General features: G+C 72.6%; 25 protein-coding genes and 3 pseudogenes. 12 read left to right on the plus strand and 16 right to left on the minus strand.

The genetic code is table 11. From position 1 onward, the window contains the following. Positions 1–23 precede the first annotated feature (23 nt). Together ACSUPV_RS02050 and ACSUPV_RS02055 are read left to right on the plus strand one after the other, a co-directional pair. Positions 24–576: pseudogene (locus ACSUPV_RS02050) on the plus strand (DUF4232 domain-containing protein). Between the two features lie 102 nt (positions 577–678). Further along, positions 679–1,935: an SLC13 family permease gene (locus ACSUPV_RS02055; protein WP_382609266.1), complete on the plus strand. Its 1,257-nt coding sequence runs from the start codon at positions 679–681 to the stop codon at positions 1,933–1,935. A 15-nt stretch (positions 1,936–1,950) separates the two neighbouring features. On the opposite strand, the gene ACSUPV_RS02060 is transcribed toward ACSUPV_RS02055, so the two are convergent. Next, positions 1,951–4,065 (minus strand): ricin-type beta-trefoil lectin domain protein, encoded by a 2,115-nt coding sequence (locus tag ACSUPV_RS02060; protein ID WP_436946793.1) that lies wholly within the window; start codon positions 4,063–4,065, stop codon positions 1,951–1,953. A gap of 237 nt (positions 4,066–4,302) precedes the next feature. Then, positions 4,303–5,217 carry a helix-turn-helix domain-containing protein gene (locus ACSUPV_RS02065; protein WP_359790536.1) on the minus strand — a complete coding sequence of 305 codons (915 nt, stop codon included), beginning with the start codon at positions 5,215–5,217 and terminating at the stop codon, positions 4,303–4,305. A 63-nt stretch (positions 5,218–5,280) separates the two neighbouring features. Between ACSUPV_RS02065 and ACSUPV_RS02070 the strand changes: the two genes are divergently transcribed. Further along, a complete protein-coding gene (locus tag ACSUPV_RS02070) occupies positions 5,281–6,123 on the plus strand; it encodes a phytanoyl-CoA dioxygenase family protein (RefSeq protein WP_037764172.1) in 843 nt (280 codons plus the stop codon). Between the two features lie 33 nt (positions 6,124–6,156). Here ACSUPV_RS02070 and ACSUPV_RS02075 read toward each other — a convergent pair whose 3' ends face one another. After that, entirely contained in the window at positions 6,157–7,125 is a 969-nt protein-coding gene (locus tag ACSUPV_RS02075; RefSeq protein WP_037764173.1) for an aldo/keto reductase, read from the minus strand. Positions 7,126–7,340: 215 nt separating this feature from the next. Between ACSUPV_RS02075 and ACSUPV_RS02080 the strand changes: the two genes are divergently transcribed. Then, positions 7,341–7,622, plus strand: coding sequence for a hypothetical protein (locus ACSUPV_RS02080; RefSeq protein ID WP_436946794.1), 282 nt, complete (start codon positions 7,341–7,343; stop codon positions 7,620–7,622). A gap of 482 nt (positions 7,623–8,104) precedes the next feature. Here the strand turns inward: ACSUPV_RS02080 and ACSUPV_RS02085 are convergent, their stop codons facing one another. Both ACSUPV_RS02085 and ACSUPV_RS02090 read right to left on the minus strand, forming a co-directional pair. Beyond that, positions 8,105–8,644: a flavoprotein gene (locus ACSUPV_RS02085; RefSeq protein WP_037764176.1), complete on the minus strand. Its 540-nt coding sequence runs from the start codon at positions 8,642–8,644 to the stop codon at positions 8,105–8,107. Between the two features lie 28 nt (positions 8,645–8,672). Next, positions 8,673–9,131: a nuclear transport factor 2 family protein gene (locus tag ACSUPV_RS02090; RefSeq protein WP_031117779.1), complete on the minus strand. Its 459-nt coding sequence runs from the start codon at positions 9,129–9,131 to the stop codon at positions 8,673–8,675. 94 nt (positions 9,132–9,225) lie between these two features. Between ACSUPV_RS02090 and ACSUPV_RS02095 the strand changes: the two are divergent. Further along, a pseudogene (locus ACSUPV_RS02095) lies at positions 9,226–9,776 on the plus strand (TetR/AcrR family transcriptional regulator). 9 nt (positions 9,777–9,785) lie between these two features. Here the strand turns inward: ACSUPV_RS02095 and ACSUPV_RS02100 are convergent. Continuing rightward, complete coding sequence (locus tag ACSUPV_RS02100; protein WP_037764182.1) at positions 9,786–9,986, minus strand: ferredoxin; 201 nt, start codon at positions 9,984–9,986, stop codon at positions 9,786–9,788. Between the two features lie 12 nt (positions 9,987–9,998). Then, positions 9,999–11,204 carry a cytochrome P450 gene (locus ACSUPV_RS02105; RefSeq protein ID WP_436946795.1) on the minus strand — a complete coding sequence of 402 codons (1,206 nt, stop codon included), beginning with the start codon at positions 11,202–11,204 and terminating at the stop codon, positions 9,999–10,001. A gap of 287 nt (positions 11,205–11,491) precedes the next feature. Here ACSUPV_RS02105 and ACSUPV_RS02110 point away from each other — a divergent pair, with 287 nt between their 5' ends. The 3 genes and pseudogenes from ACSUPV_RS02110 (at position 11,492) to ACSUPV_RS02120 (ending at position 13,748) form a co-directional block, all read left to right on the plus strand. Then, entirely contained in the window at positions 11,492–12,124 is a 633-nt protein-coding gene (locus ACSUPV_RS02110; protein WP_037764187.1) for a LysE family transporter, read from the plus strand. A 123-nt stretch (positions 12,125–12,247) separates the two neighbouring features. Next, positions 12,248–12,697 carry a nitroreductase family deazaflavin-dependent oxidoreductase gene (locus ACSUPV_RS02115; RefSeq protein WP_031117774.1) on the plus strand — a complete coding sequence of 150 codons (450 nt, stop codon included), beginning with the start codon at positions 12,248–12,250 and terminating at the stop codon, positions 12,695–12,697. Positions 12,698–12,846: 149 nt separating this feature from the next. After that, positions 12,847–13,748 (plus strand): annotated as a pseudogene (locus tag ACSUPV_RS02120) (helix-turn-helix domain-containing protein). A gap of 120 nt (positions 13,749–13,868) precedes the next feature. Here the strand turns inward: ACSUPV_RS02120 and ACSUPV_RS02125 are convergent. Next, positions 13,869–14,789 carry a cation diffusion facilitator family transporter gene (locus tag ACSUPV_RS02125; protein ID WP_031117772.1) on the minus strand — a complete coding sequence of 307 codons (921 nt, stop codon included), beginning with the start codon at positions 14,787–14,789 and terminating at the stop codon, positions 13,869–13,871. A 159-nt stretch (positions 14,790–14,948) separates the two neighbouring features. On the opposite strand from ACSUPV_RS02125, the gene ACSUPV_RS02130 reads away from it, so the two are divergent. Together ACSUPV_RS02130 and ACSUPV_RS02135 are read left to right on the plus strand one after the other, a co-directional pair. Beyond that, a complete protein-coding gene (locus ACSUPV_RS02130) occupies positions 14,949–15,974 on the plus strand; it encodes a glutathione S-transferase family protein (RefSeq protein WP_037764193.1) in 1,026 nt (341 codons plus the stop codon). A 39-nt stretch (positions 15,975–16,013) separates the two neighbouring features. Then, positions 16,014–16,310, plus strand: coding sequence for a DUF4235 domain-containing protein (locus ACSUPV_RS02135; protein ID WP_436946796.1), 297 nt, complete (start codon positions 16,014–16,016; stop codon positions 16,308–16,310). A 50-nt stretch (positions 16,311–16,360) separates the two neighbouring features. Here the strand turns inward: ACSUPV_RS02135 and ACSUPV_RS02140 are convergent, their stop codons facing one another. Beyond that, on the minus strand, positions 16,361–16,819 hold the full coding sequence (locus tag ACSUPV_RS02140; RefSeq protein ID WP_359790544.1) for an Lrp/AsnC family transcriptional regulator: 459 nt from the start codon (positions 16,817–16,819) through the stop codon (positions 16,361–16,363). Between the two features lie 76 nt (positions 16,820–16,895). On the opposite strand from ACSUPV_RS02140, the gene ACSUPV_RS02145 reads away from it, so the two are divergent. Further along, positions 16,896–17,021, plus strand: coding sequence for an AzlD domain-containing protein (locus tag ACSUPV_RS02145; RefSeq protein WP_435850548.1), 126 nt, complete (start codon positions 16,896–16,898; stop codon positions 17,019–17,021). Positions 17,022–17,031: 10 nt separating this feature from the next. On the opposite strand, the gene ACSUPV_RS02150 is transcribed toward ACSUPV_RS02145, so the two are convergent. Together ACSUPV_RS02150 and ACSUPV_RS02155 are read right to left on the minus strand one after the other, a co-directional pair. Continuing rightward, positions 17,032–17,424, minus strand: coding sequence for a VOC family protein (locus ACSUPV_RS02150; protein ID WP_031117767.1), 393 nt, complete (start codon positions 17,422–17,424; stop codon positions 17,032–17,034). 79 nt (positions 17,425–17,503) lie between these two features. Continuing rightward, a complete protein-coding gene (locus ACSUPV_RS02155) occupies positions 17,504–17,968 on the minus strand; it encodes a pyridoxamine 5'-phosphate oxidase family protein (RefSeq protein ID WP_436946797.1) in 465 nt (154 codons plus the stop codon). A gap of 487 nt (positions 17,969–18,455) precedes the next feature. Between ACSUPV_RS02155 and ACSUPV_RS02160 the strand changes: the two genes are divergently transcribed. Next, positions 18,456–20,186 (plus strand): hypothetical protein, encoded by a 1,731-nt coding sequence (locus tag ACSUPV_RS02160; RefSeq protein ID WP_436946798.1) that lies wholly within the window; start codon positions 18,456–18,458, stop codon positions 20,184–20,186. Positions 20,187–20,256: 70 nt separating this feature from the next. Here the strand turns inward: ACSUPV_RS02160 and ACSUPV_RS02165 are convergent, their stop codons facing one another. The 5 genes from ACSUPV_RS02165 to ACSUPV_RS02185 are packed head-to-tail and all read right to left on the minus strand — an operon-like array spanning position 20,257 to position 24,607. Beyond that, complete coding sequence (locus tag ACSUPV_RS02165) at positions 20,257–21,507, minus strand: cytochrome P450 (protein WP_031117763.1); 1,251 nt, start codon at positions 21,505–21,507, stop codon at positions 20,257–20,259. Next, positions 21,504–22,106 carry a GTP-binding protein gene (locus tag ACSUPV_RS02170; RefSeq protein ID WP_031117762.1) on the minus strand — a complete coding sequence of 201 codons (603 nt, stop codon included), beginning with the start codon at positions 22,104–22,106 and terminating at the stop codon, positions 21,504–21,506. The genes ACSUPV_RS02165 and ACSUPV_RS02170 overlap by 4 nt, the downstream gene beginning before the upstream one ends. After that, positions 22,087–22,458, minus strand: coding sequence for a DUF742 domain-containing protein (locus tag ACSUPV_RS02175; protein WP_078650896.1), 372 nt, complete (start codon positions 22,456–22,458; stop codon positions 22,087–22,089). Before ACSUPV_RS02175 ends, ACSUPV_RS02170 begins: the two co-directional genes overlap by 20 nt. Further along, positions 22,455–22,865 (minus strand): roadblock/LC7 domain-containing protein, encoded by a 411-nt coding sequence (locus ACSUPV_RS02180; RefSeq protein WP_003994857.1) that lies wholly within the window; start codon positions 22,863–22,865, stop codon positions 22,455–22,457. The genes ACSUPV_RS02175 and ACSUPV_RS02180 overlap by 4 nt, the downstream gene beginning before the upstream one ends. Positions 22,866–22,870: 5 nt before the next feature. Continuing rightward, complete coding sequence (locus tag ACSUPV_RS02185; protein WP_359790547.1) at positions 22,871–24,607, minus strand: ATP-binding protein; 1,737 nt, start codon at positions 24,605–24,607, stop codon at positions 22,871–22,873. Positions 24,608–24,710 lie beyond the last annotated feature (103 nt).

Genomic DNA, 24,710 nt, shown 5'->3' on the forward strand with positions numbered 1-24,710 from the left:
ACGCGGCGGACACCCGGGACGGCATGGCGAAGACGTCCCAGTCCCTGCGCCGGGCGGCCCTGCTCGCGAGCGCGGTCGCGGTCCTCGGCTCGCTGACCGCGTGCGGCACCGCGCACCTCACCGAGACCGCGTCGCGGCAGTTGTCCGCCACCGGCGGCGCCACCCGCTGCCACACCTCCGAACTGCGCGCCTCGGTCGGCCGGATGGATCCAGGAGCCGGGCAGCGGAACCTCCCGGTCGTGCTGACCAACGTCTCCTCCCGCAGCTGCACCCTGCACGGCCATCCGGGCGCCGCGTTCGTCGACGCGTCCGGCAGGCGGCTGTCCCGACCCCGAGCGCACCCCCGACGCGCCGGCGACCGTGACGCTCGCGCCCGGCGAGACCGCCTGGGCGGGGCTGCGGTACGCGAGCCCGGAGGTCAGCGGGGCCCGTGCCGCCACTCCGGCGGCGCTGCTCGTGACGCCGCCGGACGAGCGGGAGTCGCTGCGGGTGCGGTGGACGGCCGACGAGGTGCCGGCCGGCGGGAACGCGGCCTCGGTGTACCTCACGGCGCTGGCGGCGGGCAGCGGACCGTGACGCGGCGGGCTCCGACGCGGACCGGGAGGCCCTCACGGGTCTCTTACCCGCAGCTGGTTTCATGGGCGGGCACGGCCTGATCACGTCCCGGAGGACCCCGCCCTGAACACCCCGCTCGCCGAAGTCCTCTCCGTGACGCTGCTGGTCGCCGTGCTGGTCTGGGCCGTCTCTCGCCCCAAGGGGTTGCCCGAGGCCGTGCTGGCCGTTCCCGCCGCCGGATTCGCGGTCGCCGTCGGAGTGATCTCGCCGGAGCACGCCTGGCAGGAGGTCCAGCGGCTGGCTCCGGTGGTCGGCTTCCTCGCGGCCGTCCTGGTGCTCGCCCACTTCTGCGATGTCGAGGGGTTGTTCTCGGCGTGCGGGGCGTGGATGGCCCGCTGGGCGGCGGGCCGCCCGGGGCGGCTGCTGACCGCGGTGTTCGCGCTGGCCTCCGTCATCACGGCGGTGCTGAGCCTGGACGCCACGGTCGTCCTCCTGACCCCGGTGGTGGTCGCCACCGCGGCCCGGATGGGCGTCGAGGCCCGGCCCCACCTCTACGCCTGCGCCCATCTGTCCAACACCGCCTCGCTGCTGCTGCCCGTCTCCAACCTGACGAACCTGCTGGCGTTCACGGCCAGCGGGCTGAGCTTCACCAGGTTCGCGGCACTGATGGCGCTGCCCTGGCTGGTGGCCATCGGCGCCGAGTACCTGGTGTTCCGGCGGTTCTTCGACCGGGAACTGGCGGCCCCGCTCCCCTCCCCCGACGCGGCGCGGCCGCCCGAGCTGCCGCTGTTCGCCCTGGTCACCGTGGGGTGCACGCTCGCCGGGTTCGTCGTGGCCTCCGCCCTCGGGATCGCCCCGGCGTGGGCCGCCCTGGCCGGTGCGGTGGTGCTGGCCGGGCGGGCGCTGCTGCGGCGGCGCGCCACCCCGCTCACGGTGGTGCGGTCGGCGGCCCCGGCCTTCCTGGCGTTCGTGCTCGCGCTCGGCGTCGTGGTGCGCGCGGTCGTCGACCACGGGCTCGCCGACGCGCTCCACCGCGTGCTGCCCGACGGGTCGGGCCTCGCCGCGCTCCTGGGCGTGGCCGCGGTGGCCGCCGTCCTGGCCAACCTCATCAACAACCTGCCCGCGGTGCTGGTACTGCTGCCGCTGACCGCCGGGGCCGGTCCGGGTGCCGTGCTGGCGGTGCTGCTCGGCGTGAACATCGGCCCCAACCTGACCTACGCCGGATCGCTGGCGACCCTGCTGTGGCGCCGGATCGCGCAGCGGCACGGGCACCGCGTCGGCCTCGGGGAGTTCACCCGGCTCGGGCTGCTCGCGGTGCCGGCCGCGCTGGTGCCGGCCGTGGTGGCGCTGTGGCTGTCCCTGCGCGTCGTCGGCGGCTGAACGCGCGGCGCCGGGTCAGCGGCGGCCGTCACCGCCGTAACCGTAGCCCTCGTATCCGTAGTCCCCGTATCCGTAGCCGCCGTAGCCATGACCGGGGTAGCCGTACCCCGGATAGCCGTAGCCGGGGTAGCCGTCCCGGCCGTCCGAGTCGCAGGGGTAGCCGTAGGGGTGGCACTCCGGGGCGTCGGGGGCCTGGCCGGTCGGTGTCGGCCGAGGCGTCGACGGGGTGGCGGACGGGGTCGGTGTGGGCTCGGGTGTCCTGGACGGTGTGGGGGTCGGTGTGGGTGCCGGGCGCGGCGGCGGGGCGGGGGCGTCCCAGTTGACGGCCTCCATCTGGAGGTCGGCCTTGGAGGTGTCGACGGCCCAGCGCTGGGCCTCGTCGTCCGTCCGGGCCTTCAGGACCAGGGCTCCCGAGCCGTCGGTCGCGGCCGGTGCCAGGGCGAGGTCCTGGTTCCAGCGCGGCACCAGGGCGCCCTGGAGGGTGAAGTCGTAGCGGACGTTCCTGGTGTCCGGCTGGGACGCGCCCGTGCAGGGGGCCAGCCGGACGGAGTAGCCGAGGCGGGAGTCCAGGCACAGGTCGGGGGCGGCGCCGTTGCGCAGCAGCCCGTCGGTCTCGTACGTCCACTGCTGGGCGGTGCCGGAGGAGCAGGGGGTGAGCACCGCCTCCGCGTCCTCGACGGCCTTCTCGCCCTCGATGCCGACGCACAGGCCCGAGGCGGCATTGTGCAGCCGCCCGCGCAGGGCGCCCTTCTCGGCCTCGCCCGCCCCGGCCCAGGACGGGTCACCGGCCCGCTCACCCGCGTCGGAGCCGGGTGTGTCGGAGGGCCGGCCCGCGCCCGCCGACGGGGCGCCGTCACCGGAGTTGCCGGTGGACCACAGCACCAGCGGGAGCACGACCAGGCCGCTGACGGTGAGGACGCCGACGGTGAGGTTGCGGCGCCGGGCCGCACGGCGTGCCGCCTTGTGGGCGGATCTGCTGCGGTCGGCGCGGGGGCCTTCGGCCCGGCGGCCCGGGGGCGCGGCGACGGGCGGGGCGGAGGGGCTCTCGGAGGCCGGGACCGGGACCTGGGTCCGGGGCTGGGTCTGATGGGCCCCCGTCCCGGCCCCGGCCGCGTGCGTGCCGTGGGTGACCGGGTCGGCCGACGGGGTGGTCGGGGCGGGCGGAGTGCTGTCGGGGGCGGTGAACGATTCGCCGATGGTACCGGCGAGGGCGACGGGGTCCGGGAAGGCCTGTGCGGCACCGGCCGGTGCGGTGGGGGCCTCACCGACCGGGTCCCCGGGCACGGCGGTCTCGGCGGCCTCGCCCGGCCTGTTCTCCGCGTAGTCCCGGCCGCCCCAGCCCAGCACCGCCTCCGCGAGGGCGACGCCGAGCCCGTGGTTGAACCGGCCGAGCTGGTCGGCGGCGGCGCTGCAGTGCCCGCAGCCTTCGATATGCGCGCGTAGATCCGGGTCGGTGCCGACGCCCCCACGCCGGTACGTCACGTCGAGCAGCCGCAGGTAGCGCCGGCACTCCTCGTCGGGGGCGAGTTCGCGGTGCAGCTGGAGGCACTCCTCGCGCAGCCGGTCGCGGGCCCGGCCCAGTTCGACGCGCGCGCCCTCCTCGTCCAGGCCGAGCAGCCCGGCCGGGGCGGTGAGCGGCTCGGCCTCGACCTCGATGTGCCAGAGCAGGCAGCGAGCGGACTGCGGCAGCCGCTGGAAGGCCCCGGCGAGCAGGCGCCGGTTCGCCGGCGGCAGCAGCCGGGCGGCCGGCCGCTCCCCGTCGTCGACCCCGGCCAGCAGGCCCGGGTGGAGCATCTCGCGTCTGTGGTCGCCGGCCCACTCGGCCGCGATACGCCGGACGGTGACCAGCAGATGGGGCCGCCACGCGGAGGTCGGGCCGTTCTGGCGCAGGGTCTCGCCGAAGAGGCGGGTGAATGCGGCGGTAGTGAGAATTCCCGCGGAACGCGAGCCGTCGGTGCACAACCGGGCGTAGGCGAAGCCCGCCTCCCAGTGCCGGTCCAGCAGTTCGCCGACGGGGTGGAGCGCGGGGGTCGCTCCCGTCCACTTCCTCAGCTCGGCGCTCAGTTGCTCGTCCGTCGCACCGGGCCCGCGGGCCGGGACCGGGGAATTCGACGCACCTGCGTCATTCACGCTGCATTCCTCTCAAGGACATGCGGGAAAAGTCCATACCAAGGGGTATGCCGGCTGATGGCCTCGCGCATACGGAAGAAAGGTGTGTTGTACGCACACCGACAAGGCACACCTTTGCACAGGTCAACGACAGGGAACAAGAGATCTCACGGTTTCGTGCATTGTGTACGCGACAACTGCCTTTTGACAAACCGTCAATCAGCGGAGCGAAAGGGATTTCCGTGCTGTCCCCGGGTTTTAGCGCTGTGCCCGGTATGCGCCGGGCGGTATCCCGTAGCGCTCGCGGAAGACGCGGTTGAAGTGGAACGGGCTGGCGAAACCCGACGCCGCGGCGACGCGTTCCACGGGCAGGTCGGTGCCCTCCAGCAGCCGGGCGGCGTGGCGGAGCCGGGCCTCGCGCAGGGCGCGCATGGGCGACTGCCCGAGCTGCCGGCTGAACAGGTGGGCGAACCGGGACGGCGACAGGGCGACGCCCTCCGCGAGCGAGCGGACGGTGTGCGGTGCGCCGGGGTCGGCGTCGATCAGCTCCCGCGCCCGGCGGATCCGGGGGTCGAGGCCGGGCCGGGGTGCCGCCGGCCGGGACCCGGCGGTGGTGAGGAGGACGATCTCCTCCAGGGCGGACAGGGCCAGTTCGCGGGCCGCGCTGCCGTGCGCGACGGCGACCTGGTCGTCCGGGCCCGCGGGCGCGGGAGGTGCCCCGGTTCCCGTCCAGCGGGCGTCGGCGTGCATCCGCCGGAACGCCGCCTCGACGCGCTCGTGCACTCCGGCCGGGGTGGAGGTGACCGCGTACACCCCGTCGCCCCTGTCGTACGGCCGCAGCCAGGTGGCCCAGGACGCGCGGGCCTGGCAGTGGGCCCACCAGAAGCGCCAGTGCCGGGCGCCGGGCTCGACCGTGTAGCCGTGCGGGACGCCGGGGGCGAGCACCACGAGATCACCCGCGCCGGCCGCGGTCCGGGCATCGCCCTGCCACAGCCGTCCGCGCCCTGCCGTGGTCCAGGTGAAGAGCCAGCTCGCCGAACCGTGCGGCCGGCTGACGCCGTAGCCGGGCGGCTGGTCGAAGTGGCCGAGCACGACCAGGCCGGGCGGCGGCGCGGGGTCCCCGCCGGTCCCGCTGTCAGCAGAGCCGGGCAATCCCACAGCACGCACGGGCATCCTCCTCGACGGCTGGGCAGCCTAGCGTTCCTGACCGAGGACACCTGACCGAGGAGTGCGTTCATGACAGTCACGGGCAACGGCGCCGCCGACGCTCCCATCCTGGACCCGGCCGGTCTGCGGCGATACCGGGAGGACTTCGAGGAGGACGGTTTCACGGTCGTGCGCGGGCTCTTCGGGGCCGACGAGATCGACCGGCTGTGCGACGAGTTCTCGGCGCTGCAGGCGGCAGGCCCGGTGCCCGGGCACTTCCAGCCGCGTGCCTCCGCCGGGCCCGGCGCCGATCCGCTGCAGGTCTGGCCGCGGGTGATGCATCCGCACGAGATCAACGACCTCGCGCGCGAGGTCCTGCTGGACGCCCGGCTCCGGACGGTGCTGGAGGTGCTGCTCGGCGAGGAGGTGCTGGCCGCGCAGAGCATGTTCTACTTCAAGCCGCCGGGTGCCCGGGGGCAGGCGCTGCACCAGGACAACTTCTATCTGCGGGTGGAGCCGGGCACGTGTGTCGCGGCATGGGTGGCCTGCGATGTGATCGACCGGGAGAACGGCGGGCTGGAGGTCGTGCCGGGCACCCACCGGATGGACCTGTTCTGCCCGGAACTCGCCGACTCGGACGTGTCCTTCGCCCGCGAGTACGTTCCGCCGCCGCCCGGGCTGGAGCCCGTGCCCGTGGACATGCGGCCCGGGGACGTGCTGTTCTTCAACGGCAGCGTGGTGCACGGGTCGGAGCCGAACCGCTCGGAGGACCGCTTCCGGCGGTCGTTCATCGGGCATTACGTGGGGCGGTCGGCCGAGCGGATCGGGGAGTTCTACCGCACGCTCACGATGAGCGGGGCGCGGGTCGTCCTGCCGGAGAGCGAGGGGGCGGGCCCCTGCGGAACGGAGTTCGCGCCCCAGGGACCCCACTGATCCGGATCGCCGCGGCCCTCGCCGCGGGGCGGTTCAGTGCCCGGCGATGGGATGCGCCGTGTAGGGGCGCTCCAGTTCCTCCAGTTCCTTGTCGGTCAGCCGGAGTTCCACGGCGGCCACGGCGTCCTCCAGGTGTCGTGGCTTGGACGCGCCGACGATCGGGGACGTCACCGTGGACTGGTGCAGGAGCCAGGCCAGGGCGACCTGGGCGCGCGGTACCGCGCGCGCCTCGGCGATGCGGGTGACCGCCTCGACGATGGTGCGGTCGCCCTCCTGGTACAGGTTGCTGCCGAAGGTGTCGGTGGCGCTGCGCTCGGTCGTGGCGTCCCAGTCGCGGGTGAGGCGGCCGCGGGCGAGCGGGCTCCAGGGCAGCACGCCCACGCCCTGGTCCGCGCAGAGGGGCAGCATCTCGCGCTCCTCCTCGCGGTAGATCAGGTTGTAGTGGTTCTGCATGGAGACGAAGCGGGTCCAGCCGTTCAGCCGGGCGGTGTACTGCATCTTGGAGAACTGCCAGGCGTACATCGAACTCGCCCCGATGTAGCGGACCTTGCCGGCCTTGACGACGTCGTGGAGGGCCTCCATCGTCTCCTCGACGGGGGTGTGCGGGTCGAAGCGGTGGATCTGGTAGAGGTCGACGTAGTCGGTGCCGAGGCGGGCGAGGCTCCGGTCGAGCTCGGTCATGATCGCCTTGCGGGACAGTCCGCCGCCGTTCGGCCCGGGGCGCATCGGGTAGTGCACCTTCGTCGCAAGCACGATCTCGTCGCGCCGGGCGAAGTCGCGCAGGGCCCGGCCGACGATCTCCTCGCTGGTGCCGTCGGAGTAGACGTTGGCCGTGTCGAAGAAGGTGATCCCCGCCTCGACCGCCTGCCGGATGAGCGGGCGGGAGGCCTCCTCGTCCAGGGTCCACTCGTGCCGGCCGCGGTCGGGCAGCCCGTAGGTCATGCACCCCAGACAGATCCGCGAGACGTCCAGGCCCGTCGAACCGAGCTTCACGTACTGCATCGTTGCTGCTCCTGCCTTCGGGAGGGTTACCAGGGGAGCGTACGTGCTCGTGTGCACTCGAAGGCCCGGCGGACCCCGGCGGGCTGACGGGACGTCAGCGTTGCTGCCCGCAGGTGACCGCCCCCGGCGTGGGAGCGGCGGGGCCGCGCGCCCGCTGCCGCATCCTCGGCGCAGGGGGCCGGTGCCGGGCCGGCCGGTGGCGTACGGGAGGACGCGTGGCGGCACGACGGAGGACTCTCAGGATCCTGACCGGGGCGGCCGCGGTGTCCCTCGCCCTCGCCTCGGTCGGCTGGAGCCGGCCGGTCCCACCGCCGCCCGAGGTCCGGTCCCAGGCACCGGCCGCGGAGGCGCCGGCGACGCTCTGCGTGCCCGCGGGCGTCCTGCGCGGCGAGCGGGCGGACGTCAGCCTGTGCGCGGGCAGCGGCACCCCGATGACGGCGTTCTCGGCCCCGCGACCTGCCGCCGCCCCGGGGCGTCCGTGCGGTACGCCTGCCTGACCTCCGGCAGCTGGACCGCCGGGCGCGGCGGCACGACCGTCGCCTCCGGGACGCTGCCCGGTTCGCAGCCGTACCCCGGCCCGGGACCTACGACGTCACCGCCGCCGTGCGCGTCCGCTGCGCTCCGGCCGGTGTGGACCTGCGCGGCACCGTCCGGGCCAGACTCACCCTGACCGCGCCGAAGCAGCGGCCCACCCACCGCGTCGAGGTCGACCGGCGGACCCTGCGCCCCGGGGCCACGACCACGCTGACGTACACCGTGCACCGCGACAGCGGGCAGGGCGACGGCAGCGCGCGCTTCGATCTGATCGGTGAGGAGAGCACGGGGGTGCGGATCAGCATGCGTCGGCGTGCTCGACGGTCGTCTCGAAGCTGGGCTACTGGACGCCGCGCGGGCAGGCGCTGTACACCGGCGGCATGGTGGAGGGGCCGACGGTCGGTTGCGACTGAGCGTGCCGGAAGCCCCGCTCGCAGGCCCCCGGTCAGCCGCGCTCGATGAGGTCCAGTGCCCGCTCCCACCCGAACTCGGGCCGCCCGCCGTCCGGTTCCGGCTCTCCGGTGTACGGCTCGCCGAACCTCACGCCCATCCCCCGCAGCCGTTCGACGCTGCCGCGGTAGGCGGGGTGCGCGGCCAGCGCGTCGGCCACGCACGGCAGGACGGCGATCGGCACACCGAGACCCGCCGCCTCGCAGAGGGTGCCCAGGGCGAGGGTGTCGGCGATGCCGGCGGCCCATTTGTTGACGGTGTTGAAGGTGGCGGGCGCGACGGCCACGGCGTCGGGCGCCGGGAACGGGCGCGGCTCGCCCGGGGTGCGCCAGGCCGACCGGATCGGGCGGCCCGACCGGGCCGCGACGGCGGCGGTGTCGAAGAAGCCGTTCGCGGCGACCGGCGTCGCGATGACACCGACCTCCCAGTCCCGCTCCTGCGCGGCGGTGATCAGCCGGCTCACGTCCGCGGCGATGCCGGCGGCGCAGACGACGACGTAGAGGAAGGGCTTGTGGGCGGCGGCCTGTTCGGTCATCCGGGAAACCCTAGCGACTCCCCCGGGCTCACCGGAGGGGGAAGGTCTCTCCGCGTTCGGACTCCGGCCGGGGGCCGTGGATGCGGCGCTCCCGTTCCTCGATCGGCACGTCGTCGATGCTCGCCTCGCGGCGGTTCATCAGGCCGTGCTCGTCGAACTCCCACAGTTCGTTGCCGTAGGAGCGCCACCACTGCCCGTCGGCGTCGCGGCACTCGTACTGGAAGCGGACGGCGATGCGGTCGCCGTCGAAGGCCCACAGGTCCTTGCGCAGCGCGTACTCCCGCTCGCGCTCCCACTTGCGGGTCAGGAACTCGACGATCGCGGCCCGGCCCGTGAGAAAGGTGTCGCGGTTGCGCCAGACGGAGTCCTCCGCGTAGGCGAGGGCGACCCGGTGCGGGTCGCGGGTGTTCCAGGCGTCCTCGGCGGCCTGGACCTTGCGCGCGGCACTCGCGCGGGTGAACGGCGGCAGCGGCGGGCGGTCGGTCATGGATCCTCCCCGGTCAGCGAGGGAGAACGAGCGTTCTCCCTTGGGGCTGCTACGGTAGGAGAACGCTCGTTCTCGCGTCAAGGAGGGGTCGTACATGGACCGTGCGGTGGCCCGGGAGCGGGCCCTGGACGCCGCCGAGGAGCTGTTCTACGGGCGGGGCGTGCAGTCCGTCGGCATGGACGACGTCCGCGGCGCGTCCGGGGTCTCGCTCAAGCGGCTCTACCAGCTGTTCCCGGCGAAGGAGCAGTTGGTGGAGGCGTATCTGGAGCGGCGGGACGCGCGCTGGCGCGGGCGGCTGGCCGAGTACGTGGAGCGGCACGGGGAGCCCGAGGAGCGGATCCTGGCCGTGTTCGACTGGCTGGGCGAGTGGTTCGGCGAGCCGGACTTCCGCGGCTGCGCGTGGATCAACGCTACGGCGAGCTGGGCGCCACGTCCGCGCGGGTGGCCGCCCAGGTGCGGGCGCACAAGCGGGCCTTCCGGGAGTACCTCGACTCCCTCGTCGGCGCGGCGGGGCTGCCCGCCGCGCTGGGCGGGCAGCTGTTCCTGCTGGCCGAGGGTGCGATGGTCACGGCGGGCGTCACCAGGAGCGCCGGGTCCGCCGCCGAGGCACGCGAGGCGGCCCGGCTGCTCCTGCGCGCCGGATGAGATACGGCGTCAGCCCACGGCCTCGGAGACGGTGATGGCGCTCACCGGGCAGGCGCGGGCCGCCTCCCGCAGCAGCGGGCTGCCGCCGCCGTCCTCCCGGCCGGGCAGCACGGTGCTGTAGCCGTCGTCGTCCTGGGTGAACACGTCCGGGGCGGTGAGGGCGCACTGGCCCGCGCCGATGCAGAGGTCCTTGTCGATGTCGATGCGCATGTGCGAAGCCTCTTACCAGGTCACGGGGAGTTCCAGCATCCCCTGGATCGTGTCGCCCGGTTTGAAGGGGATCTCCTCGGCCGGGGCGGCCAGGCGCAGGCCGGGCAGCCGGTCGAGGAGGGTGCGCAGGGCGATCTCCAGTTCGGCGCGGGCGAGGTTCTGGCCGAGGCACTGGTGGACGCCGAAACCGAACGCGACGTGGTGACGGGCCGAGCGGTGCCAGTCGAGCGTGTCCGGCTCGGGGTAGACGGTCTCGTCGCGGTTGATGACGGAGGTCGCGAAGACCACGCCGTCCCCCTGGCGGATCGTCGCGCCGGCCACCTCGATGTCCTCGACGGCGATGCGCAGCAGGCCGTCCGCGATGGACAGCATCCGCATCAGCTCCTCGACCGCGGCCGGCACCAGCTCCGGGTCGGCGCGCAGTTCGGCGAGCCGCTCGGGGTGCTGGAGCAGGGTGAAGGTGCCGAGCGAGATCATGTTGGCGGTCGTCTCGTGGCCCGCGACCAGCAGGATGAGGGCCAGGGCGATCAGGTCCTCGCGGTCGGGCTCGCCGTCGCGCGGCTGCCGCCGCACCAGGTCGTCCAGCAGGCCGGTGCCGGGATGGAGCCGCTTGCGGTCGATCAGCTCGCCGAGGTACGCCTCCAGCCGGTCCCGGGCGTCCATCACGTCGGCGGTCTCCGGGCCGCGCAGCAGCCGTCGCGACTGGGTCTCGAAGAAGTCGTGGTCGGCGTACGGGACGCCGAGCAGGGCGCAGATCACCATGGACGGCACGGGCAGCGCGAAGGTGCTCACCAGGTCGGCGGGCGGCCCCTGGGCGATCAACGCGTCGAGTCGTTCGTCCACGATCTGCTGGATGCGTGGCCGGAGCTCGACGGCCCGCTTGAGGGTGAAGTCCCCGACGACCATGCGCCGCTGGGTGCGGTGCTCGGGGTCGTCGACGCCCAGCAGGGCGGTGCGGCGGTTGCGGAACCCGGCGAAGCGCTTGGTGGGGGTGGGGAAGCCGGGGTGGTCGCGGTTGGACGACAGGCGCGGGTCGGCCAGCAGCGCGCGGGCGGTGGCGTGCCCGGTCACGAGCCAGGCCTCGCGGCCGTCGAAGAGGGTGATCCGGGTCAGGGGGCGCTCGGCGCGCAGGGGCTCGTAGCCGGCGGGTGGGTGGAAGGGGCAGGTCCGGCTCTGGGGGAAGGCGACGGGGGCGGCGGGTGCGGTCGTGTCCGTCATGAAGACCTCGCAGACGAAGAGTGCGTCGTGCAGATCTTCATTAGATGCCCCAGGCATCTATGGGGCGACGTGTAGTTCGGTCAGATCGGTGGTGACCTGCAACTTGGCCGAGGAATGCCGTCTTCCTGTTCGAGCGGGAGGGAAATCCGGTTGTGCGTGGGGCGGGGCAGGGGTCAGGATCCGGCCATGCCTGCCTTCGATGTCTGTCTGCCGCCGTCCGCCGCCGCTCACGCCGCGCGGCGACAGCAGACGTCCGGCCGCCGTGGAGGGCCGATCGCGCCGCGGTCATGACCGCGGCGCTCGTCGCCGGGCTGCTCGCCGGGTACGGCATCGCCGTCCCCGTGGGCGCCGTCGGGACCTATCTCGTCTCCCTCACCGCCCGCACGTCCCTGCGCACCGGTGTCTGCGCCGCACTCGGCGTCGCCACCGCCGACGGGTTGTACGCCCTCGCGGCGACGCTCGGCGGGACGGCCCTGGCCACCACGCTGCGTCCGGTGCTCGGACCGCTGCGGTGGGCCTGTGTCCTGGTGCTGCTCGCGCTGGCGGTGTGGGGCGCCGTCGGCGCGCTGCGCGCGTACCGCGGCCACCGGCTCGCCACGCGGACGGCTCCCGCTCCCCCGCGTCCGGCCCGGGCGTTCTGGGGGCTGCTCGGCATCACCCTGCTGAACCCCACCACCGTGATCTACTTCGCGGCACTCGTGCTCGGCTCCGGGGCCACGGGCCCGGCCGGACCGGTGGAGCAGGGCGTGTTCGTGCTGGCCGCCTTCGCGGCCTCCGCGAGCTGGCAGGTGCTGCTCGCCGGGGGCGGTGCGCTGCTGGGCCGGGCGCTGACGGGGCGCCGGGGCCGGCTGGTGACGGCGCTCGTCGCGAGCGGGGTGATGACGGCGCTGGCCGTGCGGATGGCGGTGACGCCGGGATGAGGTGCGGGCGTGGCCGGATCCGTCGTGATGCGGATGATTCCCGGGCCCACGGGTGTTGTAGGCGGCAGTCGGTGCAGTCAGTCAGTCTCAGTCAGTCGTGGATACGGCGAGAGGACGGATGCCATGCCTCTTGAGGGCGAGTACGAACCCAGCCCGACGCAGTGGGTGCGCAAGCAGGTGGAGCTGTACGAGAGCTCCGGGGGCACGCGGGGGACGACCCTGCAGGGCTCCGACATGCCGGTGGTGGTGCTGACCTCACGGGGTGCCAGGAGCGGGAAGCTGCGCAAGAACCCCGTGATGCGGGTGGAGCACGAGGGGCGGTACGCCGCAGTGGCCTCCCTCGGCGGGGCGCCGAAGCACCCGGTCTGGTACTTCAACCTCAAGTCCGACCCCCACGTGGAACTCCAGGACGGTCCGGTCAAGCGGGACATGACGGCCCGTGAGGTCACGGGCGCGGAGAAGGCCGAGTGGTGGGAGCGCGCGGTCGCGGCGTATCCGGCGTACGCCGAGTACCAGAAGAAGACGGACCGCGAGATCCCGGTGTTCGTCCTGGAGCCGGCCGAGGACGACTGAGGTCCGGGACGAGCGGTCCGTGAGTCGGCCCCGTGCCAGGGGACGGCGACAGGCCCGTGACGTGGTCGGCGTGGGAGATGGAGGGTCGGGTCCATGGGGGGTACAAGCTCGACCTCCCTGGTGGCGAGACGGTGGCTACCGTGGACGGCATGGACCCGCACCCCGCCGACCGCACCGAGATCCGAGGTTTCCTCGCCGGCCGCCGCGCGAAGATCACCCCGGAGCGGGCAGGGCTGCCGACCAGCGGCCGGCGCCGGGTGCCCGGGCTGCGGCGCGAGGAGGTCGCCGTGCTGGCCGGGGTGAGCACCGAGTGGTACACCCGCCTGGAGAAAGGCCACATCAGCGGCGTCTCCGAGGAGGTGCTCGCCGCGGTCGCCCAAGCCCTCCACCTGGACGAGGACGAACGCACCTACCTGTTCGACCTGGCCCGAGCCGCCCGCGCCCGGCCCGCACGCCGCGCGCCCTCCCGCCGCGGGGAGGCCGCCGTCCCACCCCGCGTCCAGTGGCTGCTCGACTCGATGACGCTGTCCTCCGCGTTCGTGCGCAACGGCCGCCAGGACGTCATCGCCCACAACGCGCTGGCCCGGGCCCTGCACACGCCGGTGTTCGACAGCCCCACGACCGACCGGCACGGCCGCCCCAACATCGCCCGCTACATCTTCCTCGACCCCGGCGCGCGGGACTTCTTCGTCGACTGGGACGCCGCCACCCCACCGCGCTGTTGCGCGCCGAAGCCGGACGGGAGCCGCATGACCGGGTCCTGCGCGAGCTGATCGGCGAACTGTCCACGCTCAGCCACGAGTTCCGCGGTCAGTGGGCCGTCCACGACGTCCGTATCCGTCACGACGGCGTCAAACGGTTGCGGCACCCCGAGGTCGGTGAGCTGGAGCTGCCGTACCAGTCCCTCGATCTGCCCCTGTCCCGTCGGGCCGTGCACAACCTGACCCTCTACACCGCCGAACCGGGCAGCACCTCGGAAGAGCGCCTCAAGCTGCTCTCCGGCCTGGCGGCCACCCGGTCCGGGGCGACAGGGCCCGGCCGGCTCCGCTAGGGGGTGTCCGTCAGCACCCGTTCCCCTCAGCGCCGAGGGCCGCCGACCGGGTGATCCCGCCCGGCGGGGGAAATTTCTCGGCCGGGGTGCATGAACCGTCGCCGACGGGGCACGCGTGGGTCAGGCCCCGCCGCGTTCCCCCGTCGCGGCGGGGCTTTCCGCTGCCTCGCGCGCGGGGCGATCGGTGACGTCGAGGAAGATCTGGTCGGCCTCGGGCACCGTCCTCGCGATGGAGCGCTTGATGCGCACGGCGACCTCCTCGACCCGCTCGCTGTCCAGGCCCGGCACCAGGTCGACCCGGGCCGCCACCAGGGCCGAGTCCAGGCCGGTCTTCATCGTGAACAGTGCCTCCACGCTGTCGATCTCGGGCTGCGCCCGCAACAGGGCCTGGATCCGCCCGCTCGCCTCGGGGTCGGCCGCCTCGCCGATCAGCTGGTCGCGGGCGTCGCGGCCCAGCCGGTAGGCGACGTAGACCAGCAGCGAACCGATCGCGAGCGAGGCGGCCGCCTCCCACACCACCTGGCCGGTGACCATGTGCAGCGCCATGCCCGCGATGGCCAGCGTGACGCCGAGCACCGCCGTGCCGTCCTCGGCGACGACCGTCCGCAGGGCGGGGTCCCGCAGCCCGTCGCGCCCACCGCCCTGCCGGCGGACCTGGTAGAGGGCCCGCAGCAGGGAACCGCCCTCCGCGAGGAGGGCGATACCGAGCACGACCAGACCGGCGACGTAGCCGCCGAGCCCCTCCTGCGCTCCGCCCGTGAGGGCTTCGAAGCCCTGGAAGAAGGAGAAGCAGCCCCCCATCACGAAGATCCCGACGGCCGCGAGGAGCGACCAGAAGAACCGCTCCTTGCCGTAGCCGAAGGGGTGACGCCGGTCGGCGGGGCGACGGCTGCGGCGCAGGGCCGCCAGTAAGAACACCTCGTTCAGGCTGTCGGCCACCGAATGGGCCGCCTCCGACAGCAGGGCGGGCGATCCGGCGGCCAGACCGCCGACGGCCTTGGCGGCCGCTATCACCAGGTTGGCCGCGAGCGCCACCAGCACGGTGACGCGTGTCCTCCGATCAGATCCTTCTTCAGTCACCCACGCCGATTGCCCCGGTCGGCGGTGCTCACACCGTGCCGTCCGCGGAAAACGGGGAACGCGTTCACCAGGGCACACGCACGACAAGCAGGCCACACGTACGGCAAGGAGGTCTTCCCCATGAGCCGCGACGACGGCGACGACGGCAACAGCGCCTACGGAAAGAGGACGTTCAAGCGGTCCAAGGCGCACTTCACGGACCGGATCACGGCGGACGGCCGGGACGGCTGGCCGGTGGAGGCCGACCGCTACCGTCTGGTCGTCAGCCGCGCCTGCCCGTGGGCCAGCCGGTCGCTGGTCTCCCGGCGGCTGCTCGGCCTGGAGGACGCGCTGTCGCTGGCCGTCGCCGACCCGATCCAGGACGACCGCAGCTGGCGCTTCACGCTGGACGAGGACGGCCGCGACCCGGTCCTCGACATCCGCTACCTGAGTGAGGCGTACGACCGCCGGGAGACGGACCATCCGGGCGGGGTCAGCGTGCCGGCCGTCGTGGACGTGCCCAGCGGGAAGCTGGTCACCAACGACTACCAGCAGCTCACGCTCGACCTCGCGACCGAATGGACGGCCCTGCACCGGGAGGGGGCGCCCGACCTGTACCCGGAGCGGCTGCGCGACGAGATCGACGAGGTGATGGCGGACGTCTACGAGGACGTCAACAACGGCGTCTACCGGGCGGGGTTCGCCACCGGGCAGGAGGAGTACGAGGCCGCCTGCGCGGGCGTGTTCCGGCGGCTGGAGCTGCTCGCGGCCCGGCTGGAGCGGCAGCGGTACCTGGTCGGCGACACGATCACCGAGGCCGACATCCGGCTGTTCACCACGCTGGTCCGCTTCGACGCGGTCTACCACGGCCACTTCAAGTGCAACCGCTGGAAGCTGACGGAGAACCAGGTGCTGTGGGGGTACGCCCGCGACCTCTACCAGACGCCCGGGTTCGGCGACACCGTCGACTTCGACCACATCAAGCGGCACTACTACCAGGTGCACACGGGCATCAACCCGACCCGTGTCGTGCCCCTGGGGCCGGACCTGTCCGGCTGGCTGACCCCGCACCACCGCGAGGAGCTGGGCGGCCGGCCGTTCGGCGACGGCACCCCGCCCGGGCCCGTGCGCGCCGGGGAGCGGGTCCCGGCCGCGCACACACCCTGACCACTTCCGACCACCCCTTCAGCTACCAAGGAGATCCCCGTGGCCAAGAAGAAGAAGATGTCCCTCGCCTACCAGCCCCTGGGTTTCGTGCTCGGCTGGTCGGGCGGCTGGCTGGCCGGGCTCGCCTTCCGCAAGACGTGGATGGCGATCCGGCACGAGGAGGACGCGCCCGACGCGCTGGACAAGGACCGCGGCTGGGGCGAGATCCTGCTGGCCGCTGCGATCCAGGGCGCCATCTTCGCCACGGTGCGCAGCGCCGTGGACCGTGCGGGCGCCAAGGCCATCGAGCGTTCGACCGGCACCTGGCCGGTCGGCGAGAAGGGCGGCCGGGACTGACACGACGCGGCCCCGCCCGGCCCCGTGCCGGGCGGGGCCTCCCTGTGCGGTCAGCGGTCCGCCTTGATCGTCTTCATGGTGAGGTGCGACTCCAGGCGCAGGACGGCGGGCAGGCCGCTGAGCCGTCCCATGAGGAAAGCCTCATAGGCGGTGTGGTCGGCGACGGCGACGCGCAGGAAGTAGTCCGGGCGGCCATACATCCGCCGGAACTCGATGACCTCCTCGTAGGAGGCCACGGTCGTCTCGAACTCCTCGACGGTCCGGCGGTCCTGGGCGTAGATCTCGACGTCGATGAGCACTTCGAGCGCGCGGCCGAGCGCCCCGGGGTCGATGACGGCCCGGTATCCGGTGATGACGCCGGCCTCCTCCAGGCGCCTGACCCGGCGCAGACAGGGAGGAGGCGTCAGACCCACGCGTTTGGCCAGCTCGACGTTCGACAGCCGACCGTCCTGACGCAGGTGGAACAAAATTTCTCGATCGAGCGCGTCCAGGCCACTTTCATTGCTCATACGAAGATCATAGGCACACGATCGGCAACCAATCGTCTACTGCCTGCGCGACCTGCCGGTCACCGAGGCCCGCGCGGTGGCGCCATTGGCCGCCCTGGCCGTCACCGTCGGCCTGCACTTGTGGCGCCGCGAGGCCCTGCTGAGCATCCTCGCCGGCACGGCCGTCCATGGGGCACTGGCCAGCACGGTCCTCGCCCACTAGGCCGGTCGGGTCAGCCCTGCTTGGGTGCGGTCGGCGCGGTCCGGCGCAGGGTGAAGGAGTGGCCCGCCGGGTCGGCGTAGCCGCGCTCCTCCAGGGGGCCCGAGGCCTCCTTGGCCTCCAGCGGACGGCCACCGAGGCTGATGACCCGGCGCTCCACGGCGTCGAGGTCGTCCACCACGAACTCCAGGTGCGCCTGAAGGGAGTTCTCGGGGCGTGGCCAGCTCGGCGGGGTCGCGTTGACGTCCCGGCGCAGGGCGATCCGGAAGCCGTCGGCGCTCTTGATCTCCACGCGGTTGGCCGTCGCGTCCGACTCCTCGCCCTCCAGCAGCTCCTTGTAGAACACGGCGAGCTTCTCGGGCTCGGCACAGTCGAGCACGAGGACCCCCGCTTTCACCAGTGCCATGTCTCCTCCGCAGGATTCCGGCCGCGCGGCGTTCGTGCCCCGCGGCCCCGTACCTTGCGGATATCCCCGTCCGGCCGATTCAGTCGGCCGTCAACCACCGCCCGTCCCGCATGAGTTCGCGGCCGTCCAGCTCGTCGGCCTCCCGCCAGGCCTGCACCCGCCGCGGGACGACGCGGAAGTAGAGGTACGGCGTGGCGAGGCGGCGGGGGTCGAACCCGGTCTTGGCGGCGAAGAGTTCGGCGTCCTCCTCGGTCAGTTCGCCGGGCTGGACGGTCTCCACCGTGCCTTCCACCATGACGACGTCACGGGTCGGCCCGATCCCCACCCGGGCCAGGCCGGTCGCGGCGAGGTTCCGTCCGGTGGGGCTCGACGCGGGTGTGGCGAACAGCAGGTACGAGCCGCTCCAGAGGAAGGACAGCGGGACGAGGTACGGCGTCCCCGAGGCGCCGTCGGCCGTGGCGACCCAGGCGTCCACGTCGTGTTCGAGACGGTGCAGGGTGTCCTTCGTACGCTGCTCAGCGCTGCGTGCGGGTGCGGACGTCATCGTCGGTGCGCCTCCTGGAGAGTCGTCGAACGGACTCCGGCCAGTGTGACGTTCCGAGGCGTCCGAGGCTCGGCGGACAAGCCGTCACCGGGTGAGGGACGAGGGAGTATACGCAGCTCATGCGCTTCGGACAGTAACGGAGATCACGGCACGGTCACGGAATGGCTTATTCACGCCGTGGGCAGCCTCGTACCGCTTCTCGGTTCAACTTTCGGACTGCGAAGCCCAGTTCGAGTGTGCGGACGTTCACGCAACCGTCCGCTCGCAGGGGTGGGGGGACTCTGCGGTCCGTCTGCCGAAAGGAAGCGCATGCCTCAGGACGTCCGGTTCGACCTGCCCTTCGACACCCCTGTCGGCCACCCACACGCCTCGGGTGAAGCAGCGCGTCGCAGCAGCCGTGCCCCTCACGGTCGTTCGTAACTCGGCCGGTCAACGACCACAGTCGATCGATTCCGTTGCCAGGACCACAGCTTATGGGGAGACCGGTGTGAAATCTCGAGTCGCAGGTGCTGTTCCGAAGGCGTCCGCCGACAGCTCGATCCCGGCGCAGCCAAGCGCCCAGCTCCAGCCCACGGAGGCGGGGAACACCCTGGCCCGCCTCTTGGTGAAACACATCAAGGGGAGCACGGAGCAGTACCGAAGCTCCCAGAACGCCGCTCAGCAGCGGCTGAACGCCTTCGGCTCCCCCCACTCCAGCACCACGCTGCATGTGGAGGGAGCCCTCCATCTGGCGCGCCCCGCGTTCCTCCCGCCCGACGAGGAGGGCTACGCCAGGTTGCGGCACCTCGACACCGGCCTGCGCCTGATCGAAGCAGCCTTCCCCCAGGTCAGCACCGACGTCGAGGTGTGCAGACTGGCCTGCACGATGCTGGAGGGCGCCTGGAGGAGCCGGGCACTCACCCCGCCGCGCGAGGAGGAGCAGACCACCGTCTGCGCCTGCCCTCTGTGCCGTCGGCTGCCCACGCCCCCCGCACGCACGCTGGACGACTACCGTTGGCGGCAGAGCGCCGGTCGTCCCCTCGCCGTCAAGACCTGGCCGCACCGCCGGGAACTCGACAGTGTCCTGACCGGTGGATGGTCCTGGACCCGGCAGATGAACGACCTCGAACGCGACCTCGGCCACCGCCACCGCTTCGAGGACGACATCCTCGTCTTCCACGAATACAAACGCGTGGTCGACACCATCGACACCGCGCGCCTCACCCGACACGTAGAAGGCCGCCTGGCCGAGAATTTCAGCACCAACAGCGCACGGGCCCTGGTCTCCGGACTCTTCGCGGCCCACAAGCGATCCGTCGACGAGCACTGGCTCCAGCAGCACGACGCGGGCAGCGTCACGCTCCCCCAGACCAACCCGCTCGACCAGGGCACCTACTCAGCCCTGCAGATGCTGGACTGTCTGTTCTGGCACGTCGCCCCCGACACCGAACTCTGGCAGGAGGAAAACCTCGCCTCCCTGCTGCTGTGCCGCGTCATCGACGACATGGCCGACGTACGAGCCGACGCCCTCACGGGCGAGATCAGCAACTTCTGGCTCGCCGACATGCCCACCCACACCAAGGCGCTCTACGCCGCCTGCGCGATAGCCCTCGTCAAGTACGGCTGCATGCCCGAGGCCCACAGCCCGATGTGGAACACCTGGCTGATGACCACGACCATCGTCTGGATGGGGCTCACGGGCCGCCACGCCCTGTGGTTCGACGGCATCACCCAGGGCCTCCCCCCGGCGGAGGACTGCCCGCTGTGCGACCTGCAGCCCAATCCGTGCACCGGCATCCTCACCCACGGCACCACCCTCGCCATCGCCCCGCGGCCCACCGCGCCGGCACTGAGCACCCGGGCCGCCGAGCTGTCCGCACGCTGTCGAGCCGAACACCCCACGGCATGGCCCCTGTTCGACGCCGAGCTCCATGCCTTCGAAGCACTGCACGGCCCTTGGTACGGCGACACGGACAACGCATGGGAGATCTTGCGCCGCACCTACATCGCCGCCGTCGAGGCATCCAGCGCCGCACCGTCGCCGGACCGCGCCCGTCATGTCCAACAGGACGCCGGCGTGGTCGGGTCCGAGAGGTTCCACACCCTGCACGACCCTCGGACCGGCAGGGAGGACACCGCACTGCTCGCCTACATGTTCGGCTGCGCCCACCCGCATTTCCTCTGGAACGCCACGGGCTACCGTCCCACGGACGTCGCGGGCGACTGGCTCGACGGCTGAGCCACCGCCTGCACCCACGCACGGCGTTGCCCGGCCGGAAGCCGGCCGGGCAACGGTCTGCCGGCGTGGCCTAGACGGCGAACTCGACCGGCAGGCTGTCCAGGCGGGACTCCCACGTGGACGCGGTCGAGCTGAGCTCCTCCGGCGGTACGGCCAGGCGCAGGTCCGGCAGCCGGTGCAGCAGGACGTCCACGCCGATCTCGATGATGGACTGGCCGATGTTCTGTCCCGGGCACTCGTGCGGTCCCGAGCTGAACGCCAGGTGCGACTGGTTGCCCTGCACGGCGACGGCCGAGTCGGGCCGTACCTCCGGGTCGAGGTTGCCGGCGGCCAGGCCCAGGATGAGCAGTTCTCCCTCCTGGACATGGTGGCCTCCGAGCTCCAGGTCGGCGGTTGCGAACCGGCCCGGCAGCACGGACAGCGGCGGGGTGTCCCACATGACCTCTTCCACCACCGAGGAGACGTTCAGCTCCCCGCTGACCAGACCGGAGAGCCGGGCGGCGTCGGTGAGGACCCGTTGCAGGACCCGGGCCAGCAGGTTGCTGGTGGTGGTGTGCGCGGCGATCAGCACCAGGCGCAGATGGCTGACGACCTCGTCGTGGTCGAGGCCGGCCGGGTGCTCCAGCAGGGCCGTGGCGAAGTCGGAGCCCGGTTCGGCCCGCTTGCGCTCGGCGAGTTCCGCGAGGATCTCCATGATCCGCTCGTTGTGCTCGAGGGCGCCCTCGCCGCCCTTGAAGACCTGGGCGCACGACTCGATCAGGCGTTGCCCGTCCGCCGCGGGAAGGCCCAGCATCCTGGTGAGCACGAGCATCGGCAGTTGCTCGGCGTAGTCGGCCACGAGGTCGGCGCGCCCGGCGTCGGCGAACGCGTCGATCTGCTTGTTCGCGAAGTACGTGACGTGCCGCCGGATGCCCCGGGCGGTCGCCGCCTGCAGCCCGTCGGTGACGGCGCCGCGCAGCCTGCGGTGCGGTTCGCCGTCCTGGGACACACAGTCGGGGCGCCAGCCGACCATCGGCATGATCGGCGAGGTCTCCTCGATCCGGCCCTCGCGCCAGTCCCGCCAGATCCGGGCGTCCCGGCTGAACTGGCGGGGGTTGTCGAGGACCCGCCGGTTGTCGCGGTAGCCGAGCACCAGCCAGGCGGGCACATCGCCCTCCAGCAGGACCGGCGCGACCGAGCCGTGCTCCTTGCGCAGCCGCTCGTAGATGCTCGCCGGGTCGGTCGCGGCCTCCGGGCCGTACAGCCGGGTCAGGTCGGCCCCGTGGTGGGCGACGGGGCACCCCCGCACGGCCTGGAGGGTGGGGTCGGTCGAATCGTTCATCGGGGCTCCAGGGCCACGGCCGAGCGTTCCTTCAGGTGGTGGATCAGGGCGACGAGGACGTCGCGGCTGGAGGCCCGGTCGCGGGCGTCGAAGGCCACGACCGGTGTGTGCGCCGGGATGTCCAGGGCGTCCCTGATCTCCTCGACCGGGTAGTTCTGCGAGTCGGGGAAGACGTTCAGCGCGACGACGAACGGGACCTCCTGCCGCTCCATCTCCTCGATCGCCCGGAAGCTGGACTCCAGGCGGCGCGTGTCCACCAGGACGATCGCGCCGAGCGCCCCCTTGAACAGCCCGTTCCACAGGAACCAGAACCGCTCCTGGCCGGGCGTGCCGAACAGGTACAGCACCAGGCTCTCGTTGATGCCGATCTTGCCGAAGTCCAGACTGACGGTGGTCTGCGTCTTGTCGGCGACGCCGATGAGGTGGTCGACGTCGGCGCTGGCCTGGGTGAGGGTCTCCTCGGTGGTGAGCGGCTTGATGTCGCTGACCGACCGGACCATGGTGGTCTTCCCGGTGCCGAACCCGCCGGCGATCATCACCTTGACCGAGCGGGTGTCCCCGGCCGAGCCTCCGGGTTGGTCAAAGCCTTTCAAGTCCACTGAGTACCTCCTCAAGGAGCGCGAGGTCGGGCCCGCGACCGGCGTCGTGTGCCGGGATGGGGTTACGGGCTTCGACGCGACCTGCGTCCAGCAGGTCCGACAGCAGCACCGCGAGAATGTTGAAGGGCAGCCCGAGATGAGCGCCGAGTTCGGCGACCGACAGCGGGTCGCGGCAGCGGCGCAGGATCTCCTCGTGCTCGTGCTGCATGCCCGGTAACGGGGCGGCACGGGCGACGACCAGGGTCGCCACGTCGAGGCTCGACGCCGAACCGCCCGGTCCGCTGCGCCCTCCGGTGAGGACGTAGTAGCGCTCGAGACCGGACGGGTCCGACGGCCTGCGGGGAGCACTCATCCAGAGTGCTCCTCCAGGCGCGGAGTGGTGCCGAGGAGTTCACCCATCCTGCGGGCCAGGTCCCTCATCTGGTGCCCCAGCAGGCCCTGGTCGAGGCCTTCCCTGGCGAGCACGCCGAGGTACGTCTCCACACCGGCGCGGACGACGAAGAGGTGTCCGCCGTCGACCTCGATCATCGCGAGGCGCAGCTGACCGGCGTACTTGGGGAACTGCTCGGCGACCGGCTGGGCCAGGGCCTGCAGGCCGGCGACCACGGCGGCGAAGCGGTCGACGTCGTCGGGGTCTTCGGCGCCGTAGGAGGTGATGGCCTTGCCGTCGCTGGAGGCCACGAGGGCGAAACGGATCTCCTGGATGCTCTCGACAAGATCGCGGAGCGCCCAGCTCACATCTGTTCCTTGTTGCGTCATGAGGACTAGTCGCTCTCTTCGGTGCGGTGCTCGGTGGACTCGCGTCCGGCGGGGGTGGCGCGATCGTCGTCCGGCCGGGAGGCCTCCGCGGCGTCGCGTCCGGCGGTGGCGAAGGCGGCGAGGCCGGAGAAGGAGGCGTCCGGCGGGACGGCGGCGACGGTGCTCCGGTCGGTCCGCTCGGCCTGCCTGGGTCCCTCCGTCTCGTTCCGCTTGCTGCGGCGCCGGGGCAGACCGCCGGGCGTGGTCTCCACGGGCTCGGCCCGCGCGGCCGGTGCGGGTGCGGTGGCCGTCTCGTGGGCCGGGGAGGCCGCGGCGGTGCGGACCTCGGCGGTCGCGGCCGGGGTGGCGGGGGCCTGGGCGGTCGCGGCCGTGGGCAGCGGGCTGAAGTACTTGTGCGGGACGACGACCACCACGGAGGTGCCGAGCCACGGCGAGTCCGCGAAGGTGACGCGGATGCCGTAGCGCCGGGCGAGGGCGCCGACGACGCGCAGGCCGATGCTGGCGTCCTCGGTGATGCCGCCGAGGCCCGCGCCGGGCGCGGTGCCCGCGAGGGCGTGCTCGGCCTCGCGCTTCTTCTCCTCGCTCAGGCCCTTGCCGGAGTCCTGGATCTCGATGCCGACGCCGTTGGGGACCTCCTTGCCGGAGATGAGCACCGGTTCGGTGGGCGGCGAGTAGCGGGCCGCGTTGTCCAGGAGGTGGGCGAAGATCAGCGTGAGGTGGTCCACGAGGCCGCCGTCGACGCCGAGTTCGGGCAGGTGGCGCACCTGGACGCGGTGGAAGTCCTTGATCCGGCCGATGCCGCCGCGCACCACGCTCAGCAGCCGCTGCGGCTCCTGCCACTGCCGGCCGGGCCGGTCCGAGCCGCCGAGCACGCCGATGCTGGCGGCGAGCGAGTCGGCGGGGCCGAGTTCCTGGTCGAGCTCCATCAGGCCGCGGGCGACGGCCGGCAGTCTGCCGTGCTCGCCCTGCATCTCGTGCAGACGGCCGCGCAGCTTGCTGGTCAGCACGTGGATGCGGTTGCCGATGCTGATCACGGCCTGTTCGGCGGAGGTGGAGCGGTCGAACTCCGCCTCCAGGCCGATCAGGGCGGTGCGCAGCAGCTTGCGCAGCTCGGCCTGGAGGTCGGCGCTGACCTTCGCGCACTGGTTGACGGTCGGCAGGACGTCGTCGATGGCCTCGCCGGAGCGGAGTCTCTCCATCGCGTCGGGCAGCTGCTCGTCGGCGAGCCGGGCGACCGCGGCGAGCTGGTGGGAGAGCTGTTCCTGCCAGACCTCGGCCTGGTCGGCGAGCTGTGCCTCGTACGACGTGGCCTGCTCGGTCAGCCGTTCCTCGTAGGCCCTCGACTGGTCGGCGAGCTGCGTCTCGTACGTGGCGCTCTGGTCGGCCAGGCGCCGCTCGTACGTGGCGTTCTGCTCGGTCAGCTGGGACTCCAGGGCGGCGCGCTCGGCGGAGAACTTCCGCTCCAGGCCCGCCACATGCTGCTGCCACTGCTGGTTGTGCTCGGCCTGCGTGGTGCGGAAGGAGCCCTCCGCCCGGTGCAGTTGTGCCCGGGTGCGCAGCAGCAGGCGTACGCACACGGCGCTGGCCGCTGTCGCCGCGACACCGGCGACGGCCGCAGTTATTCGCTCCGAGCTCATGAACGTGGCGGCAAGCGTCCCGCCTCCCAAGCCCAGCGGCATCAACCACCAGCTGTACCAGGCGACAGGGGCCCGCGCCGCCGGTGGCGGAGTGGCGAGTTCCATCTGCATCCTTCGAAGCAACACGATCGAACGGGGGGTGTGTGGACCGCACTCATGAGTACGCACCGCGAGTCGACGGACGCGATCGCGTCAACTCGCAGCGCCG

Source organism: Streptomyces sp. SudanB52_2052 (assembly GCF_964272415.1).
Taxonomy (GTDB): domain Bacteria; phylum Actinomycetota; class Actinomycetes; order Streptomycetales; family Streptomycetaceae; genus Streptomyces; species Streptomyces olindensis.

Coding starts and splice junctions, on each gene's coding strand:
- ACSUPV_RS02180 (WP_003994857.1), bottom strand. CDS start 22,865: ATGACGCAACAAGGAACAGATGTGAGCTGGGCGCTCCGCGATCTTGTC.
- ACSUPV_RS02150 (WP_031117767.1), bottom strand. CDS start 17,424: ATGGCACTGGTGAAAGCGGGGGTCCTCGTGCTCGACTGTGCCGAGCCC.
- ACSUPV_RS02130 (WP_037764193.1), top strand. CDS start 14,949: ATGAGCCGCGACGACGGCGACGACGGCAACAGCGCCTACGGAAAGAGG.
- ACSUPV_RS02065 (WP_359790536.1), bottom strand. CDS start 5,217: ATGCCCGTGCGTGCTGTGGGATTGCCCGGCTCTGCTGACAGCGGGACC.
- ACSUPV_RS02075 (WP_037764173.1), bottom strand. CDS start 7,125: ATGCAGTACGTGAAGCTCGGTTCGACGGGCCTGGACGTCTCGCGGATC.
- ACSUPV_RS02185 (WP_359790547.1), bottom strand. CDS start 24,607: ATGGAACTCGCCACTCCGCCACCGGCGGCGCGGGCCCCTGTCGCCTGG.
- ACSUPV_RS02115 (WP_031117774.1), top strand. CDS start 12,248: ATGCCTCTTGAGGGCGAGTACGAACCCAGCCCGACGCAGTGGGTGCGC.
- ACSUPV_RS02110 (WP_037764187.1), top strand. CDS start 11,492: ATGACCGCGGCGCTCGTCGCCGGGCTGCTCGCCGGGTACGGCATCGCC.
- ACSUPV_RS02070 (WP_037764172.1), top strand. CDS start 5,281: ATGACAGTCACGGGCAACGGCGCCGCCGACGCTCCCATCCTGGACCCG.
- ACSUPV_RS02165 (WP_031117763.1), bottom strand. CDS start 21,507: ATGAACGATTCGACCGACCCCACCCTCCAGGCCGTGCGGGGGTGCCCC.
- ACSUPV_RS02140 (WP_359790544.1), bottom strand. CDS start 16,819: ATGAGCAATGAAAGTGGCCTGGACGCGCTCGATCGAGAAATTTTGTTC.
- ACSUPV_RS02175 (WP_078650896.1), bottom strand. CDS start 22,458: ATGAGTGCTCCCCGCAGGCCGTCGGACCCGTCCGGTCTCGAGCGCTAC.
- ACSUPV_RS02100 (WP_037764182.1), bottom strand. CDS start 9,986: ATGCGCATCGACATCGACAAGGACCTCTGCATCGGCGCGGGCCAGTGC.
- ACSUPV_RS02155 (WP_436946797.1), bottom strand. CDS start 17,968: ATGACGTCCGCACCCGCACGCAGCGCTGAGCAGCGTACGAAGGACACC.
- ACSUPV_RS02090 (WP_031117779.1), bottom strand. CDS start 9,131: ATGACCGACCGCCCGCCGCTGCCGCCGTTCACCCGCGCGAGTGCCGCG.
- ACSUPV_RS02105 (WP_436946795.1), bottom strand. CDS start 11,204: ATGACGGACACGACCGCACCCGCCGCCCCCGTCGCCTTCCCCCAGAGC.
- ACSUPV_RS02085 (WP_037764176.1), bottom strand. CDS start 8,644: ATGACCGAACAGGCCGCCGCCCACAAGCCCTTCCTCTACGTCGTCGTC.